Here is a 13491-nt window from a genome sequence, read left to right on the forward strand (position 1 = left end):
AACGCTGAACTATTAAGCTGAACGGTTAACATAAACCTTAATTGGGCTGTTTTGAGTGCCCCCTATTTAGCTACCATTCATTTATACATCCTTTTCAATTTAAGACAAAACAGGCCTTGGTATACAAAAGAGGTTAGTTACCGGCCTTTTTGAGGCACTTTTCTGCTGCTTGGCTACCGGTAGGCGAAGCACCCCTATTCGATCAACAAACCCTCTAGCAGGGTCTATAGACTGCGGTGATGCCCGCTCTAAAAAACCATAGCCTAAAGAGGGGAATAGGGATAGTCTAGTTATATGCTAATGACCGTCTCTTACCATCAGGTACCACTCGCTATTTGCCCCTCAATAGCTAGACGGTTATATCTAACCAATGGGCAGCCGTTAAGCGCCATCTACTAAGCGATCGACGTGTTGGGTCAAAAGGGGACCCATTAAACCCTGGTCAAGATGGCTAATCAGCGGTGCCAAAACTAAACCCCTTGTCACTGATCGAACGACGACGGCATGTCGTGCAACAGTGATAACAAAAGCAGCCCATAAAACCGGTCAAGAGCTAGCTATTTTTCCCCGTACCCAGCATGGCATTTCGTCCTAAGCAACCAGGCGGCAAGAGGCTTGTTTTACAAGGGGGTACCGAATAATTGGCAATAATAATACCGGTTCTGTTTACTGGGGCCCGCAATACCAATACCGATGGCTGTTACGTCTCTGGTCAATAAATTCTTTCGATGCCCGCTGGATTCCATCCATTGGTTATTCACCACAAAGCGACCATCCAAGCGGGTATTGAGCGCAATATTTTCACTCAGCTGCCTAAAAGAATAGCCAACCCGGTTAGCCTTATCCGGCAAACTTAACCCGTTCAGGGTATGGCTCATTTGGTCCTTGGCTGCCATTAATTCGGCGTACGCTTGAGCCGCTTGCATCAGCTTCGCATCCGGCTTTAAGTCGGATAAGTGTCTGCGGACTCGTTGCTGGTTAGTAGCGACCAGGATGGCCTGCTTCTCGTTTTGTAAGTTCATCGTTAGCCCTTGCACCAGTGAATCGTTTACGTTCTTAATCCAGGCACTCGGCTGAAGCGGGAAGGGTAAGGTTGACGTTGACATCAGCCACCCAGGCAGAATAAATAAGGCAATCGTTCTGAATGTATTCATCGGTAGTCAGGTGCTTTACATCAAGAAAAGCGTCCAGGTCAGTTGACTGAATCAACGTTTGATTGGACTTGCGACAAGTAAGGGTACATGGCAGGAAATCCTACTGAACGGAATGGTCGTTTTTTCAGGAGGAGCCACAAAAAAGCCCGAGCCAAAACTAGCCAGGGCTTTCCGCTTCTATCCACACCATAGTGGGGTCGTGCCCCACTCGATGTTTATTAAACGGCATGGGAACGGGTAACGTTCATCATATATTACAAATCAGCTAATTAGGTGTTTTATTAGCAACGGGAACGCAGTGGCATCGGCCATCCGACGCGGACGGCAAAAAATTACGCTAACCGTTTTTGGCTTGTATCCTGTACTTATTCAATGGCAAGATAAGGTACTTTAAAAAAGGTATAAGTTTCGGCTACAACTCTAAGGCTGTATTTCGACATTTTATAACCCTGGCTTTGTTATACCACTAAACCCTAAGCTGAATCGACGCCACTTGCCGCTCGATAATTTAAATAAATACGTAGGACCAGTGCCAGAAACCGTTTACGGAAAGGTTCTCAACTCGAACGTTTAGCAACTGTTAAACCACCCAAGTAGTGCCACCCTGATCCCTGATAAGTAGAGAATCCAGCTTCCTGTATTTTCCTAATTAACTCTTGAGCAACCACTTATGCCTGCTACTGTTGCCATCGTTGATGACCACCGCCTATATCGGCAAGCGTTGACTAATTTTATCCGCCATTCGGTTGGGTATAAAGTGCTCTTGGAAGCAGAAAACGGTAACGATCTATTAAATCAGCTTTTACGTGCTGACAAAACTCCAGACCTGGCTCTGGTTGATTTACATATGCCTGGTATGGATGGATTTGAAACAACGGCTCGACTGCGACAACTCTATCCAGCGATTCGTGTGCTGATTGTTACTATATCTGATCGAAAAGAAGATGTAGTCCAGGCAATACGTAGCGGAGCACACGGTTACCTGGTAAAAGGTCAGCCTGATGATTTGCTTAAAGCAATGTATGATGTAATAACGATGGGCTATCACTTTCCAATCTCCTTAACGTCTGCGAAAGGCGATGGTCAGCGTAGTAGCTTAGAAAAGCGTCAAAAGGCGGAGGACCAGTTGACAGATCAGGAGATGACATTTGTACGAATGGCGTGTAGTGAATTGACTTACCGACAATTGGCCGATAAACTGGGTATATCGCTGTTTGCTCTGGAGCAGTACCGCGAATCTGTTTTTGTCAAGTTGAAGGTACGCTCTCGTGTGGGCTTGGTGATGGAAGCGTTGCGTCGTGGCTGGATAACATTGTAGCTTCGTTAGCTCACAAACATAGCTGTAAACGCCAACTGTTTTCTTTCTGCTCCATGCTGAGGAATTCTCCTGCTTATTTTGATTCTGCCTTCAATTGGATCTGATTTAGCCGCCTAAGTTCGTAGCTTCCCATTGTGATCTTCATGAGTAAAATTTATACCAAAAAAATTGTCCCAATTTAACAAATGGCTAATTGGTAGTGGAGTTCTGGTAGCGTACTATCAACCGCTTAACCATACACAGGCGTCGACGCGACACGGGCAAGACCTCTCCCGAATGGAGATAGACCAAGCCACTCTTATTCGTCTCTACTCTTTCCAGCCGTTCAACGTATCGAAGGTTAACAATACAATTACGATGCAGCCGGATAAACCAGGCACCGGGTAGCTGAGGCTGATAATAATTTAAGGTACGGGATGTCAATACTTTTTCCCCATTCGTCCAGTAAAGCCAGCTATAATTGCCAGTTGCCTGCAAAAACTTCAACTCGTCAATGGGTAAACGAACCCGGCTGGCAGTTATCATGAAACCGTCAGGCTGCGTGTTTACCGGAGTAGCGTTGGTAAATAATGTCATATAATATTAAATTCTAAAATAACTGTTTTGTGCTTGATTTCCAGAGACTTGACGTTCAATTTTTTTTATAAAATTGAAGTTGTATTGTATAAATGCCAACGGGTATAATAACAGATTCCATTTTTTACCGCGTTGGTGGTTAATTGGGAACACGGTAAAACCACTTTATCGATTTGATGCTACCAGATAAAGCTGATGGGCTTTCTGCCGGGATCGTTTCAAACGCATCTTAACGGCGCTTTCCTGAAGACCGAGCTGCTGGGCAATCTGTTGGATGGACAGCCCCTGCTGATATTTCAGGCGAAGCAGACTAGCCTCCATGGGAGAGAGTTTCTGGAGCGTTTGATTAAGCAGTTGTAAGCGCTCTTCAAACGGTTCCTGCTCGTATAGATCGGCGAACTGATAAGTCTCCAGACCGTCCAGGTTTGACATCGGCAATCGTTTCGTGGTTTTAATTTGATCCAGGCAGTAGTTGAAGGATATCGAGTAGAGCCAAGTAGAGAAGGTGGATTTCTCCTGAAAACGGCTTAGTTGGTCAAAGGTGCGGATAAATATATCGTGGGTGTAATCCTGGGCTTTTTCTGAATCTTTGGTCATGGATAAACAGCGCTTATAGACCTTCCTGACATAGCGGCTATAAAGCTCTTCAAAGCAGGCATTGGGATTGGTGATGAACTGCTGGCGAATTAGCTCTTCGTCGTTGAGTTTCGTTTTCATCGTATCGGTAGTGAATAAAAAATCTGGATATCAATACGTTTCTGATTGCCGCTTATTGATACAAATTTGTTTTATTAACTGCTCGTTGAGAACTTGATTCGATGAAATGACAGTTTTGCCCGTTTTTTGGTATGATTTACTGAAATATATAACTAGTAGGTAGTTTAAGCAATTGAAAAATAGGTGATTACATATTAAAGAGAAGCCCACCTATAGACTGGGACACGGTCTACCCCTACCAGGTTTTGTTAAATAGTCATGGGCACCAGTACATAAGCCGACATCTGACATTTGGGGAAGCCATGGCCAGTATATTAAATGGGAAAGCCGGATCGTAGCAGGTGTGTCCGTGGTTTTATCCGAAGCCGAACTGGCTGAACAGATTACCAGCTCTGTTACCAGCCGGTTCGTGGGCGTAGCCTCATCCGGTCTAGTGGCTGCACAGACTGATATAATACATCAGGGGTGCCTGACGGGGAAGTAATACCATTAAACGATTGTCGCTGACTAGTTTAGGCAAGAGACGTTGACCCGTCGGCTGGGCGAAAGGTACAACACCAACCCTTGCCGTCCTGTTAGGCTGGTAATGCCCGAAAAATCCAAGAACCGCCGTGCTCCTGCCCACTGATTAGGTGCGTTCTGAAGCCACTGATTTCCGGTGGACAATTAGCCGTACAACCAGCAACGAATCTATTAGCTGACGGAATGAAATCAATGAACGACGATTTGTTAGCAGCCGGGTCGAAAGTAGTCAAACTTTAGCAATGTCCACCTTGAACCATGGTCCCCATTCGGAGTAGGCAATTGGCAAGAGGCTACGCCCATGTGTCTAATTAACAAAGTCTAAAAACCAGACACCGGACTTACGTTAGCCGCGCTATCAACCGCTTCACCTGCGTCGCTTGAAACTGCGCACCTCTTGCCGTGCGAAAACCCGCCCGGTTTAGCTCGGCCGCTATCTGGACATAGTTTCGCCCAGCCTGCCGCATCAGGGCAATCATTGACGATGCCCGCCGGTTGTTCTCGTTTTCAGCCGCTCGTCGAACGTTACCCGCTACCCCTTTTTTCTGAGCCTCAGCTGTCAGGTTTTCGGGTTTCCCCAAAATTGCTCCTTGAGCCTTCTTTGCCGACAAAGCGGCTTTTGTTCGCTGACTGATGAGTTCCCGTTCGTGCTGGGCCAGCGTAGCAAAGATGCCGATAGTGAGCGTATTGGCGTCGGGCATGTCAACGCACTGGAAATTCACACCCGAATCGTGTAAGGTAAAGATGAAGCTGGCATTACGGCTCAACCGGTCGAGCTTGGCGATAACGAGTACGGCACCCTCTTTCATAGCCCGATCAATGGCCGCTATCAATTCAACGCGTTTATCTTTCTTACCTAATTCGACTTCGGTGAATTCGGCAACGATAACCGCTCGGCGATCCGATCCATTCACGTATCCGGCCACAGCTGTGCGTTGGGCCTCTAACCCCAAACCAGATTCACCCTGGCTTTTGGTCGACACCCGATAATAGGCGATGTACTTGGTTTTGCTCATGGTACTCACAGCAAAGTTCTCATTAGCCATTAGTTTGAAATCGGTTTATGCGTTCGTTATATTGATCGAGTGCCTCATCATCTGCCCCAGCATGTTGAAGGATGGCCAGTAGCCAATTCACCCGATCGCCTGCGGCTTCGGCTTGCGCTTCCAGTTTGATTTCCGATTGCACCCATTCCGACGAGTACCCAAATGCTTTAGCCTGGCAGATAGCGGCCGTCACGATCTCGACTGTCCGAACCGGATTATCGGTGATCCTATTAAGGCCCGAAATCGTTTTAATATAATCGGTGTAGGTTAGCCGGTCCGTTGGTAGCTGGACTCGAACCCAGTCATAGGCTACTTGTTTATTCACTAAGTTGGTCTCTGCTGACTCCATCCTTTTTTACGGTGTGCACCTTGTCTTTCGGTGAAGATAGGTGTTTCACGGCTGTTTTACATACGTTGAACGGTCGTCTGTCAAACGTATCACTAAGTTGTGAATTAAGTTGTTTTATAAAGTGCTCAGGCAGGTAGTTTCCTGACAAGTACAGGAGCTACTTTGGCTATTGGCTAGTTGGCGCTTCAGTTTAGGGATCGGTAATCATTGGGCGTAATCCCAGCTTTTTGTTTGAATAACCGGGTAAAATGCTGCGGGTATTTAAAGCCCAACTCGTAGGCAAGTTCACTCATCGATTTACTGCTGTCAAACATGCGTTCTTTGGCCACATTGATCACTTTGGATTGAATGTATTCCTGAGCCGATCGGCCGGTTTCTTTCTTCACTAAATCACCAAAGTAGTTGGGGGATAAATGGAGGGCTTCGGCACAATACCCGACGGAAGGCAAGCCTTTGTGCTGCGGTTTATCGGATGAAAAATAGTGGGTCAATAAGGATTCGAACCGTTCCAAGACTCCTTTGTTAGCCTGGTCGCGCGTGATGAACTGGCGGTCGTAAAAACGGATGCAGTACTTGAGCAGCAACTCGATGTTGAAGGCAATCAGTCCTTTGCTATGCTTATCTATGGTCTGATCGAGTTCATACTCGATTTTTGAGAAGCAGTCAATCACCATACGCTTTTCTTTATCCGATAGGTGAAGCGCTTCATTGACATCGTACGAAAAGAACGAATACTCCTGAATGTGTTTGCCCAACGGAGTGCCGGCCATCAAATCGGGATGAAAGAGTAATGCCCAACCGGTTGGGGCAAATAGGTCAACACCAGGTTGCACACCTACCACTTGTCCAGGCGCTATGAATATTAGACTGCCTTCCTGATAGTCATAGTGACTCCTTCCATAGCGCAATTGGCCATAGTTCCCCTCTTTTAGACCCACCGCATATAAACCAAAGTTGAATGACCCTGCAGGCATCGGTTGTGCCTCCGAGAGGTCAATCACCGTAACCAGCGGATGTTTAGTCGGTACGCCCCGCATACTATTGTATTGGGCAATGCTGCCAATTTTGACAATCTCTTCCATACCTTATTGGTTTATCGCTACAAACTTACCCGTTCCGGCCAGTCCTTTTTATCCCGGCCTTCCCAATCAGTAATAGTGGTAAGCAAGCCCGTAATCTGTATACAAAACGGCTCGCCCTTGCGCCACAATTTTGCAGTAAAAAACATCCAACATGAAAACACGACAATTAGGAACCTCAGGAGTAACCGTGTCCGAACTGGGTTTGGGCTGCATGGGACTAAGCCACGGGTATGGTCCGGCAACTAATGAAACCGATGCCATTGCCCTTATTCAAAAAACCTATGAATCGGGCATTACGTTCTTTGATACCGCAGAAGTGTATGGACAAGGCGCCAACGAACAGTTGGTCGGAAAAGCATTACACCAGGTACGGGATCAGGTAATCATCGCTACCAAGTTTGGTTTTAACAACGGCAGAAATACAGATGGGTTGAATAGTCGCCCGGAACGCATCAGGCAGGTGGCAGAAAACTCGCTCCGCTATCTGCAAACGGATTATATCGACTTGTTTTATCAGCACCGGGTGGACCCGAATGTACCTGTTGAAGACGTAGCCGGGACCGTAAATGAGTTGATTGCCGAAGGCAAAGTAAAACACTTCGGTATGAGTGAGGCCAGCGTGCAAAGTATCCGCCGAGCGCATGCGGTACAACCCGTAGTCGCCCTGCAAAGCGAATACTCCATGTTTTGGCGCGAACCGGAAAAAGAAATCATTCCATTGCTTGAGGAGTTGGGCATTGGCTTCGTTCCGTTTAGTCCGTTGGGCAAAGGATTTTTAACGGGTAAGATGACTGCGGACACGGAATTTGACAAGACCGATTGGCGAAATGTCATGCCTCGTTTTAGCAAAGAAAACCGCGAAGCAAATCAACTCATTGTTGACCTTGTGGTAAAGATTGCGGCAGAATATAATGCAACCCCAGCGCAGATTGCTTTGGCCTGGCTGCTGGCCCAACAGCCCTGGATTGTCCCGATTCCGGGAACCACAAAAATGAATCGCTTAGCCGAAAATATGGGCGGTGCAGACATTACCTTAAACAAGGATGATCTGGCCACCATCAATCAGGCTTTAGATACCATCACGCTTCAGGGAGAACGCTATCCGGCAAGCCTAGCAAACCTGCAAGGCAGGTAAGCCTATCATACTCTCAATGATACATCTTGGTAGGGATTCTCCATACAAATAAGTATAACCTGATGAACGTAACACTAAATAACGGCATAAAAATGCCGCTGCTTGGCTTTGGTACTTACCTGCTAACCGGTTCAGCGTGTGAGCAGTCTGTGCTCCATGCGTTAAGGATTGGCTACCGACTGATCGATACAGCGGCAGCCTACCAAAATGAGGAATCGGTGGGTAGGGCGATTAAACAAAGTAAGGTCAAGCGAGAAGAAATCTTTGTGACCACCAAATTTTTGCCAGCGGCTCCTGGGTATGAACAAGCAAAGCGCGCCTGTGACGCATCGCTAAAAAAATTGGGTCTTGACTATATTGATTTATATCTGATCCATCTCCCGCAGGGTGACGTAAATGCTTCCTGGGCAGCCCTGGAAGAGTTGTACAAAGCAGGTAAAGTAAGGGCGATAGGTATCAGTAATTTCAATATAGACCAGATACTTGGTCTACTGAAGCGGCATCGTGTGGTACCGGCAGTCAATCAGGTGGAGACGCATCCGTTTTCCCAGAAAACAGACATGCAACAAGCGTTGAATGATTAGAGCATCCGGCTGGAATCCTGGGCTCCCTTTGCTCAGGGTAAGGCCAAGCTGTTTAGGAATGAGCTTCTACAAACGCTTTCAAGCAAACACCACAAAAACATTGCCCAAGTAGTGCTACGCTGGTTACTTCAACGAGAAGTAGTGGCTATTCCTAAATCAGCAAATGCGAAAAGGATGGTTGAAAATTTCAATGTATTCGATTTCGAGTTGTCTTCCGTGGACATGGCAACGATCGAATTGCTGGATAAAGGGAGTGGCCTACTTTATCATGTCTAAAAGAGGTTGAAAACAGCAAAATGATGTGCTCGCTAAAACGAACGTTAAAATCGGACCACTTCGGCGGCCCTGTGCAACCGCGGACGATCGACTAAGCGGTATAAATTTACTGGCAAGCGCCTACGGCACAAGTCTATTAACTGCTTTTGGTGACGGATTTACGGCAGCGGCACGAGACGCTGTTGCGGGACCGTGTCAACCGTATCAACTAACCCAAATCTAGCCTGCTTAGCTTTTTGATATAGACTCATTCCTAGCCCGCTGAGCTAAGCGCATCACTTGAGTAGCTTGAAAAGCATTCCCACGAGCCGGCTTAAATCCCGCTTGATTTAGTTGATGAGCAATAGCCACGTAGGTTAGTTTTGCCTCTAGCAGGGCCTGAATTAAAGCGGTTGCTTTTCGATTATTTACATTCTCAGCGGCCCGGTCTCGATTCGATTGGGCCGCTTTTGCCAAAACCACAGGATCCTGAAATACGCGGCTACTCCTACGCCACTGACCGATCCGCAATAATTTTTCATCCAAGGCTTTCTTGGTGCGTTCGCTAATCAGCTTTCGCTCCTGCTGAGCTAAAGCCGCGAAGATGTGGATGGTAAACTCATTGGCATCGGGCATGTCCGCGCAGACAAAGCTGACATGCGAGTCCATCAAGGAGGATACAAAAGTCATGTTACGACTAAGCCGGTCCAACTTGGCGATCACCAGTCGGGCCTGGTTCTGCTTGGCATAGTCAATCGCTTTAAGTAACTCGGGACGCCGATCCTGTTTGCCCGACTCAATATCACAAAATTCAGCGATGATCAGGGCTTGGTTTTTGACGAAGCTGAGTACGCTACTACGCTGGGCATCGAGTCCCAGACCAGACTGTCCCTGCTTCTTGGTACTTACCCGGTAGGAGGCCACAAAGGTTTGGATGGTGCAAGATAGTGTTCCACGACTATTTTACACAACATTAACGTCCGTAAATGATATGTAAAATAGAAAAAAGCATGGAGACCGAATTATTCTTAAGGCTGTTAAGTATACAAACAATTAAAAGGTGTTGAAGAGGGCGGTAGAATTTGGGGCAGATTGCTACAAATTACGAAGGGACGTTTAAGATTTGTGGCAAGATTGACCATACCTGCTTTTTAAGCGACTCTAGGGCCAAAAAGCTGCCAGCCTGACAGGTTTAACTTTAAGTATCCCTTAATCCATAAAAGTTGCCTTGGTTGATTGCATGGATCTGGCTGACTAATGGGTTAAGAACGGCGGGGAAATAAAAGGAGCAACCCAAGCAGAGTCAAATAAATAGTAGCCATAAAAAAAGCCCTGATGGACAGGGCTAGTTCACTTAATCGGCAACCTGTTCCGACTTCGGCTTTCGACCTCTTGGCTTACCTGTGTAGAGGGCTGATGCCTCTGCAGCTTCAGCCGCTAATTGTAACGCAAAGGCCGTCTTACCTTCATACTCAAACAGCCGAATCGTAAAGGCATACTTGTTTTTACTAAAGTCAATTCCGCTCCTGGTCAAAATGAAGGGCAAAGCTAACGTATAGCTTTTGGCTGCTTTTTCGAAACCAAAAGCTTGCTCGTCCCCTTCGCTTGGCACTAAATAAAGCGATTTGGCTTTCCGCTTGCCCTGGTCCATGCCCACTTTAAAAAGCGTTTCATCCAAGTTGATCCCTAAGTTGGCCACCGTCTTGGCGGGGAGGGTGAGCTTGCCCGTTGACGAAATGTAGCCCGTCAACGCAACCTTAACCGGCTTGGCAGCTTTTGAGGGTTTTGCTATCGCAGGGCTGTTTTCAGCCGGAGAGAAAAAATTAATTGTCAGTGCTTTCATCGTGTTTATTTATGGCTTAACGGGCAAAGGTAGGGGTTAAGGCAGATTTATAGAGTTTAGTATTAAAAGTGTAGTGTACTACATCCTAGTACTATTTCTACTGACGATTGTTTCGCCATGAATAGGGGGAACAATTAAACCAAAATAAGCCAACGCCACCACGATCAAAATTGTATTTAAGAAAGGTCTAGGGCTCAACTACAGGCAATATAGAAAAAATTTAAGTTATAATTTTTTCAAGAATCAGTTGGGGCGTATTCCATTAGATACTTGGGTTGCTATCTACAAGATATTTATTAGGTATTGAGCCATTATAACAAGGCCACAAGCCTACTGAGTTTTATGGGAAAGTAGTATTCATTCGGCGTTTTTTCTTTTTATAATTGTCCGACAGAAAGGCAGACAAAAAAATGTATGGTCATTTGTTTCACTTAGGTTAACATATAGCCAGTGGCTGTTGCAAAAGTAACTCATTGAGGGCTAGATTAGTTGTGAGCTTATGCTAGGCTATCACATGATCCAAACTTCGCTGGTCAAACTGGTGCCCGCTCACCATTTTTACCGGCAATTGCTAAAAGCGGTCGACTTTCGCTTTGTCAGGCCGCTTTTTGAGCCCTTTTACAGTACAATGGGACGGCCTTCGCTGGACCCAATCGTGTTTATTAAGCTGCAACTAGTAGCACACCTGGAAAACATTACCTCGGATCGGAAACTCCTGGAACTGGCGAACCTACATCTGGGCATCCGTGCGATTTTAGGCTATGCACTAGAGCAGCCCTTGCCCTGGCATAGCACGCTGTCACGAACCCGCCAACGCGTCCCGGTCTCCGTCTTTGAAGCCGCACCGGCGGCCCGGGTGCTTTTCGCACATCGTAGGCTTATGCATCCAAAAGGGGCTCGTCAGCGGCCATACCCAGGTGATTGATTCAGCCTACATCAAAGCGAATGCGTCGATGAGTCGGCAGAAGCGAAAGCCTGCCATCTGGTCGTCTGAGACGACTTCTTCGTTAAGTAAGCCTAACGCCCCTCGGCTAACCGCTTCGGCGGATCGCTTACAGCACATCCACCGGTTTCATAAAAACATCAAAAAAGCCGCCCCTAACAAAACGGGCCAACTTTTCAGCAACCTCACTCATTATAGCCCCACAGACCCAGATGCGCGTATTGCCTTCAAAACTGGTAAGCCTCGCCAACTGGCGTACATGACCAGCGTGAGCGTGGATGCCTCCCAACATGTGATCACCCATATTCAGGCTGGCTCGGCTGACCGGCGCGATAGCCGCAATCTGCTGCCCATTATCGACACGACGCGGGACCGTTTGACGGGGTTTGGGGTAGCCACAAGTAATGTAGTGGCTGATGCCGGATACAGTTCCGGCGAGAATTACGAACAATTGGAAATCAGAGGGTTAACTGGATTCGTTTCACCCCATGGCAAGTACAAGGACGAGCGACCAGGCTTCCATTACGATACCACGAGCGACAGCTACACATGTAATCAAGGGAAACATTTGGCCTTTGACAAGTTGCTGGTCGATAACCAGGGGAACCCCAAAAAACGCTACCTGGCGAAGGCATCTGATTGTAAAGACTGTCCCATTCGTGAGCAGTGTATGGGTAAAAAAGCCAAAGAAAAGCGCTTACACCATACCTATTACAAAGCTCAATATGAGCGAATGGTGAAGCGGTTGTCGAGCAGGTTGGGCAAACGTATGATGCGAATCCGGTCGGCAACGGTGGAGCCGGTCTAAGGTAGCCTGATCAATTACTTTGGGCTACGCCAAATCAATACCCGGAGCCGGGAAGCCGCGGCTAAGGTGATGTATGTGGCAGCCATGGCCTACAATCTGAAGAAGTATCTGCGTTACACTTCCGTTGAACAAAGTGGAATGGTAATCGCTTTACCAGTACCTGACCAGTTTTATTATATACTGATCTACTTTTGCAACAGCCATGCCACTTATATAACAGCAAAATCTAACCTCATGAAGATTGTTCAGCTTCTCATTTTAGCTGTAAGTATGTTGTTTACTACTGGATGCCCACGCCCGTTCACACCTACGTTTTGTGAAGCCGCAGATAAAATTACAGTTGATAATAGCTGCTATGAGGCTAGTGAAGGGTTGATTGTACAAGCTTCAGGGTTAGTTACGGCTGACTCAACTATTCGACTCGAGTGGACGGTTTATATTTTTGCAGATTCATCTGGTCATGAGTACTTTGACCATGCTGATATTACAGTTAATGATGGATTTCGCTGGATAGTTGTGCCAGATTCCCTACTGAAAGACAATCAGAAAATTTACGTTCGAGTAGATACACATTGTCCGGGTAATGAAAAAGCTCCGGGTCTATGTTACAACCAATTCGTTAAACGCTATAAAAAGTCAAGCGCTTGCTACAAATGGGAAGCACAACCGTTTTAAATATTCTGTGTTGATTTCTCTGATCAATATTAGGCCAAACCTTAGAAAAATCTCTTAACATATTCTTAGTGGCTGTTGCAAAAGTAGATCAGTATATAATAAAACTGATCAGGTACTGGTAAAGCGATTACCATTCCACTTTGTTCAACGGAAGTGTAACGCAGATACTTCTTCAGATTGTAGGCCATGGCTGCCACATACATCACCTTAGCCGCGGCTTCCCGGCTCCGGGTATTGATTTGGCGTAGCCCAAAGTAATTGATCAGGCTACCTTAGACCGGCTCGACTGTCGCTGAGCGGATTCGCATCATGCGCTTGCCGAACCGATTCGATAATCGCTCTGTCATGCGCTCATATTGAACTTTGTAATAAGTGTGGTGTAAGCGCTTTTCCTTGGCTTTTTTACCCATACACTGCTCACGAATGAGACAGTCCTTACAATCAGATGCCTTTGCCAAATAGCGCTTCTTGGGATTGCCCTGTT

At 46.6% G+C, this 13491-nt stretch carries 14 protein-coding genes and 1 pseudogene; 6 read left to right on the top strand and 9 right to left on the bottom strand.

What is annotated here, in order from left to right; translation table 11 throughout:
- Positions 1-620 precede the first annotated feature (620 nt).
- On the bottom strand, positions 621-1154 hold the full coding sequence (locus tag CWM47_RS04360) for a CAP domain-containing protein (protein WP_100986570.1): 534 nt from the start codon (positions 1152-1154) through the stop codon (positions 621-623).
- A gap of 670 nt (positions 1155-1824) precedes the next feature.
- Between CWM47_RS04360 and CWM47_RS04365 the strand changes: the two genes are divergently transcribed.
- Positions 1825-2472 (top strand): response regulator, encoded by a 648-nt coding sequence (locus CWM47_RS04365; protein ID WP_100986572.1) that lies wholly within the window; start codon positions 1825-1827, stop codon positions 2470-2472.
- A gap of 189 nt (positions 2473-2661) precedes the next feature.
- Here the strand turns inward: CWM47_RS04365 and CWM47_RS04370 are convergent, their stop codons facing one another.
- From CWM47_RS04370 to CWM47_RS04390, 5 genes are all read right to left on the bottom strand, one after another.
- Complete coding sequence (locus tag CWM47_RS04370) at positions 2662-3048, bottom strand: LytR/AlgR family response regulator transcription factor (protein ID WP_240625697.1); 387 nt, start codon at positions 3046-3048, stop codon at positions 2662-2664.
- 165 nt (positions 3049-3213) lie between these two features.
- On the bottom strand, positions 3214-3765 hold the full coding sequence (locus CWM47_RS04375) for an RNA polymerase sigma factor (protein ID WP_100986574.1): 552 nt from the start codon (positions 3763-3765) through the stop codon (positions 3214-3216).
- A gap of 863 nt (positions 3766-4628) precedes the next feature.
- The gene (locus CWM47_RS04380) at positions 4629-5333 is read right to left on the bottom strand and encodes a recombinase family protein (RefSeq protein ID WP_240625698.1); all 705 of its coding nucleotides are present in this window, start codon (positions 5331-5333) and stop codon (positions 4629-4631) included.
- Positions 5326-5658 (bottom strand): hypothetical protein, encoded by a 333-nt coding sequence (locus CWM47_RS04385; RefSeq protein WP_157815902.1) that lies wholly within the window; start codon positions 5656-5658, stop codon positions 5326-5328. Before CWM47_RS04385 ends, CWM47_RS04380 begins: the two co-directional genes overlap by 8 nt.
- 209 nt (positions 5659-5867) lie before the next feature.
- Positions 5868-6764: a helix-turn-helix domain-containing protein gene (locus CWM47_RS04390; RefSeq protein ID WP_100986578.1), complete on the bottom strand. Its 897-nt coding sequence runs from the start codon at positions 6762-6764 to the stop codon at positions 5868-5870.
- Positions 6765-6915: 151 nt separating this feature from the next.
- Between CWM47_RS04390 and CWM47_RS04395 the strand changes: the two genes are divergently transcribed.
- Both CWM47_RS04395 and CWM47_RS40165 read left to right on the top strand, forming a co-directional pair.
- Positions 6916-7899, top strand: a complete 984-nt coding sequence (locus CWM47_RS04395) for an aldo/keto reductase (protein WP_100986580.1) — start codon at positions 6916-6918, stop codon at positions 7897-7899.
- 92 nt (positions 7900-7991) lie between these two features.
- Positions 7992-8759, top strand: a pseudogene (locus CWM47_RS40165) (aldo/keto reductase).
- Positions 8760-8987: 228 nt separating this feature from the next.
- On the opposite strand, the gene CWM47_RS04405 reads toward CWM47_RS40165, so the two are convergent.
- A complete protein-coding gene (locus CWM47_RS04405; protein WP_240625701.1) occupies positions 8988-9662 on the bottom strand; it encodes a recombinase family protein in 675 nt (224 codons plus the stop codon).
- Positions 9663-10092: 430 nt separating this feature from the next.
- Complete coding sequence (locus CWM47_RS04410) at positions 10093-10581, bottom strand: hypothetical protein (RefSeq protein ID WP_100986584.1); 489 nt, start codon at positions 10579-10581, stop codon at positions 10093-10095.
- A gap of 514 nt (positions 10582-11095) precedes the next feature.
- On the opposite strand from CWM47_RS04410, the gene CWM47_RS39090 reads away from it, so the two are divergent.
- The 3 genes from CWM47_RS39090 (at position 11096) to CWM47_RS38915 (ending at position 13007) form a co-directional block, all read left to right on the top strand.
- On the top strand, positions 11096-11506 hold the full coding sequence (locus CWM47_RS39090; RefSeq protein ID WP_240625702.1) for a transposase: 411 nt from the start codon (positions 11096-11098) through the stop codon (positions 11504-11506).
- Positions 11499-12332, top strand: coding sequence for a transposase (locus CWM47_RS39095; protein WP_240625703.1), 834 nt, complete (start codon positions 11499-11501; stop codon positions 12330-12332). The genes CWM47_RS39090 and CWM47_RS39095 overlap by 8 nt, the downstream gene beginning before the upstream one ends.
- A gap of 234 nt (positions 12333-12566) precedes the next feature.
- Complete coding sequence (locus tag CWM47_RS38915) at positions 12567-13007, top strand: hypothetical protein (protein WP_206170701.1); 441 nt, start codon at positions 12567-12569, stop codon at positions 13005-13007.
- Between the two features lie 272 nt (positions 13008-13279).
- Here the strand turns inward: CWM47_RS38915 and CWM47_RS39100 are convergent, their stop codons facing one another.
- A complete protein-coding gene (locus CWM47_RS39100) occupies positions 13280-13465 on the bottom strand; it encodes a transposase (protein WP_240625704.1) in 186 nt (61 codons plus the stop codon).
- Positions 13466-13491 lie beyond the last annotated feature (26 nt).

This window comes from Spirosoma pollinicola (assembly GCF_002831565.1).
GTDB classification, from domain to species: Bacteria; Bacteroidota; Bacteroidia; order Cytophagales; family Spirosomataceae; genus Spirosoma; species Spirosoma pollinicola.

Excerpts from the sequence above, each read along its gene's own strand:
- CWM47_RS04360 (WP_100986570.1), bottom strand. The coding sequence starts at position 1,154 with ATGAATACATTCAGAACGATTGCCTTATTTATTCTGCCTGGGTGGCTG.
- CWM47_RS04365 (WP_100986572.1), top strand. The coding sequence starts at position 1,825 with ATGCCTGCTACTGTTGCCATCGTTGATGACCACCGCCTATATCGGCAA.
- CWM47_RS04370 (WP_240625697.1), bottom strand. The coding sequence starts at position 3,048 with ATGACATTATTTACCAACGCTACTCCGGTAAACACGCAGCCTGACGGT.
- CWM47_RS04375 (WP_100986574.1), bottom strand. The coding sequence starts at position 3,765 with ATGAAAACGAAACTCAACGACGAAGAGCTAATTCGCCAGCAGTTCATC.
- CWM47_RS04380 (WP_240625698.1), bottom strand. The coding sequence starts at position 5,333 with ATGGCTAATGAGAACTTTGCTGTGAGTACCATGAGCAAAACCAAGTAC.
- CWM47_RS04390 (WP_100986578.1), bottom strand. The coding sequence starts at position 6,764 with ATGGAAGAGATTGTCAAAATTGGCAGCATTGCCCAATACAATAGTATG.
- CWM47_RS04395 (WP_100986580.1), top strand. The coding sequence starts at position 6,916 with ATGAAAACACGACAATTAGGAACCTCAGGAGTAACCGTGTCCGAACTG.
- CWM47_RS04410 (WP_100986584.1), bottom strand. The coding sequence starts at position 10,581 with ATGAAAGCACTGACAATTAATTTTTTCTCTCCGGCTGAAAACAGCCCT.
- CWM47_RS39090 (WP_240625702.1), top strand. The coding sequence starts at position 11,096 with ATGATCCAAACTTCGCTGGTCAAACTGGTGCCCGCTCACCATTTTTAC.
- CWM47_RS38915 (WP_206170701.1), top strand. The coding sequence starts at position 12,567 with ATGAAGATTGTTCAGCTTCTCATTTTAGCTGTAAGTATGTTGTTTACT.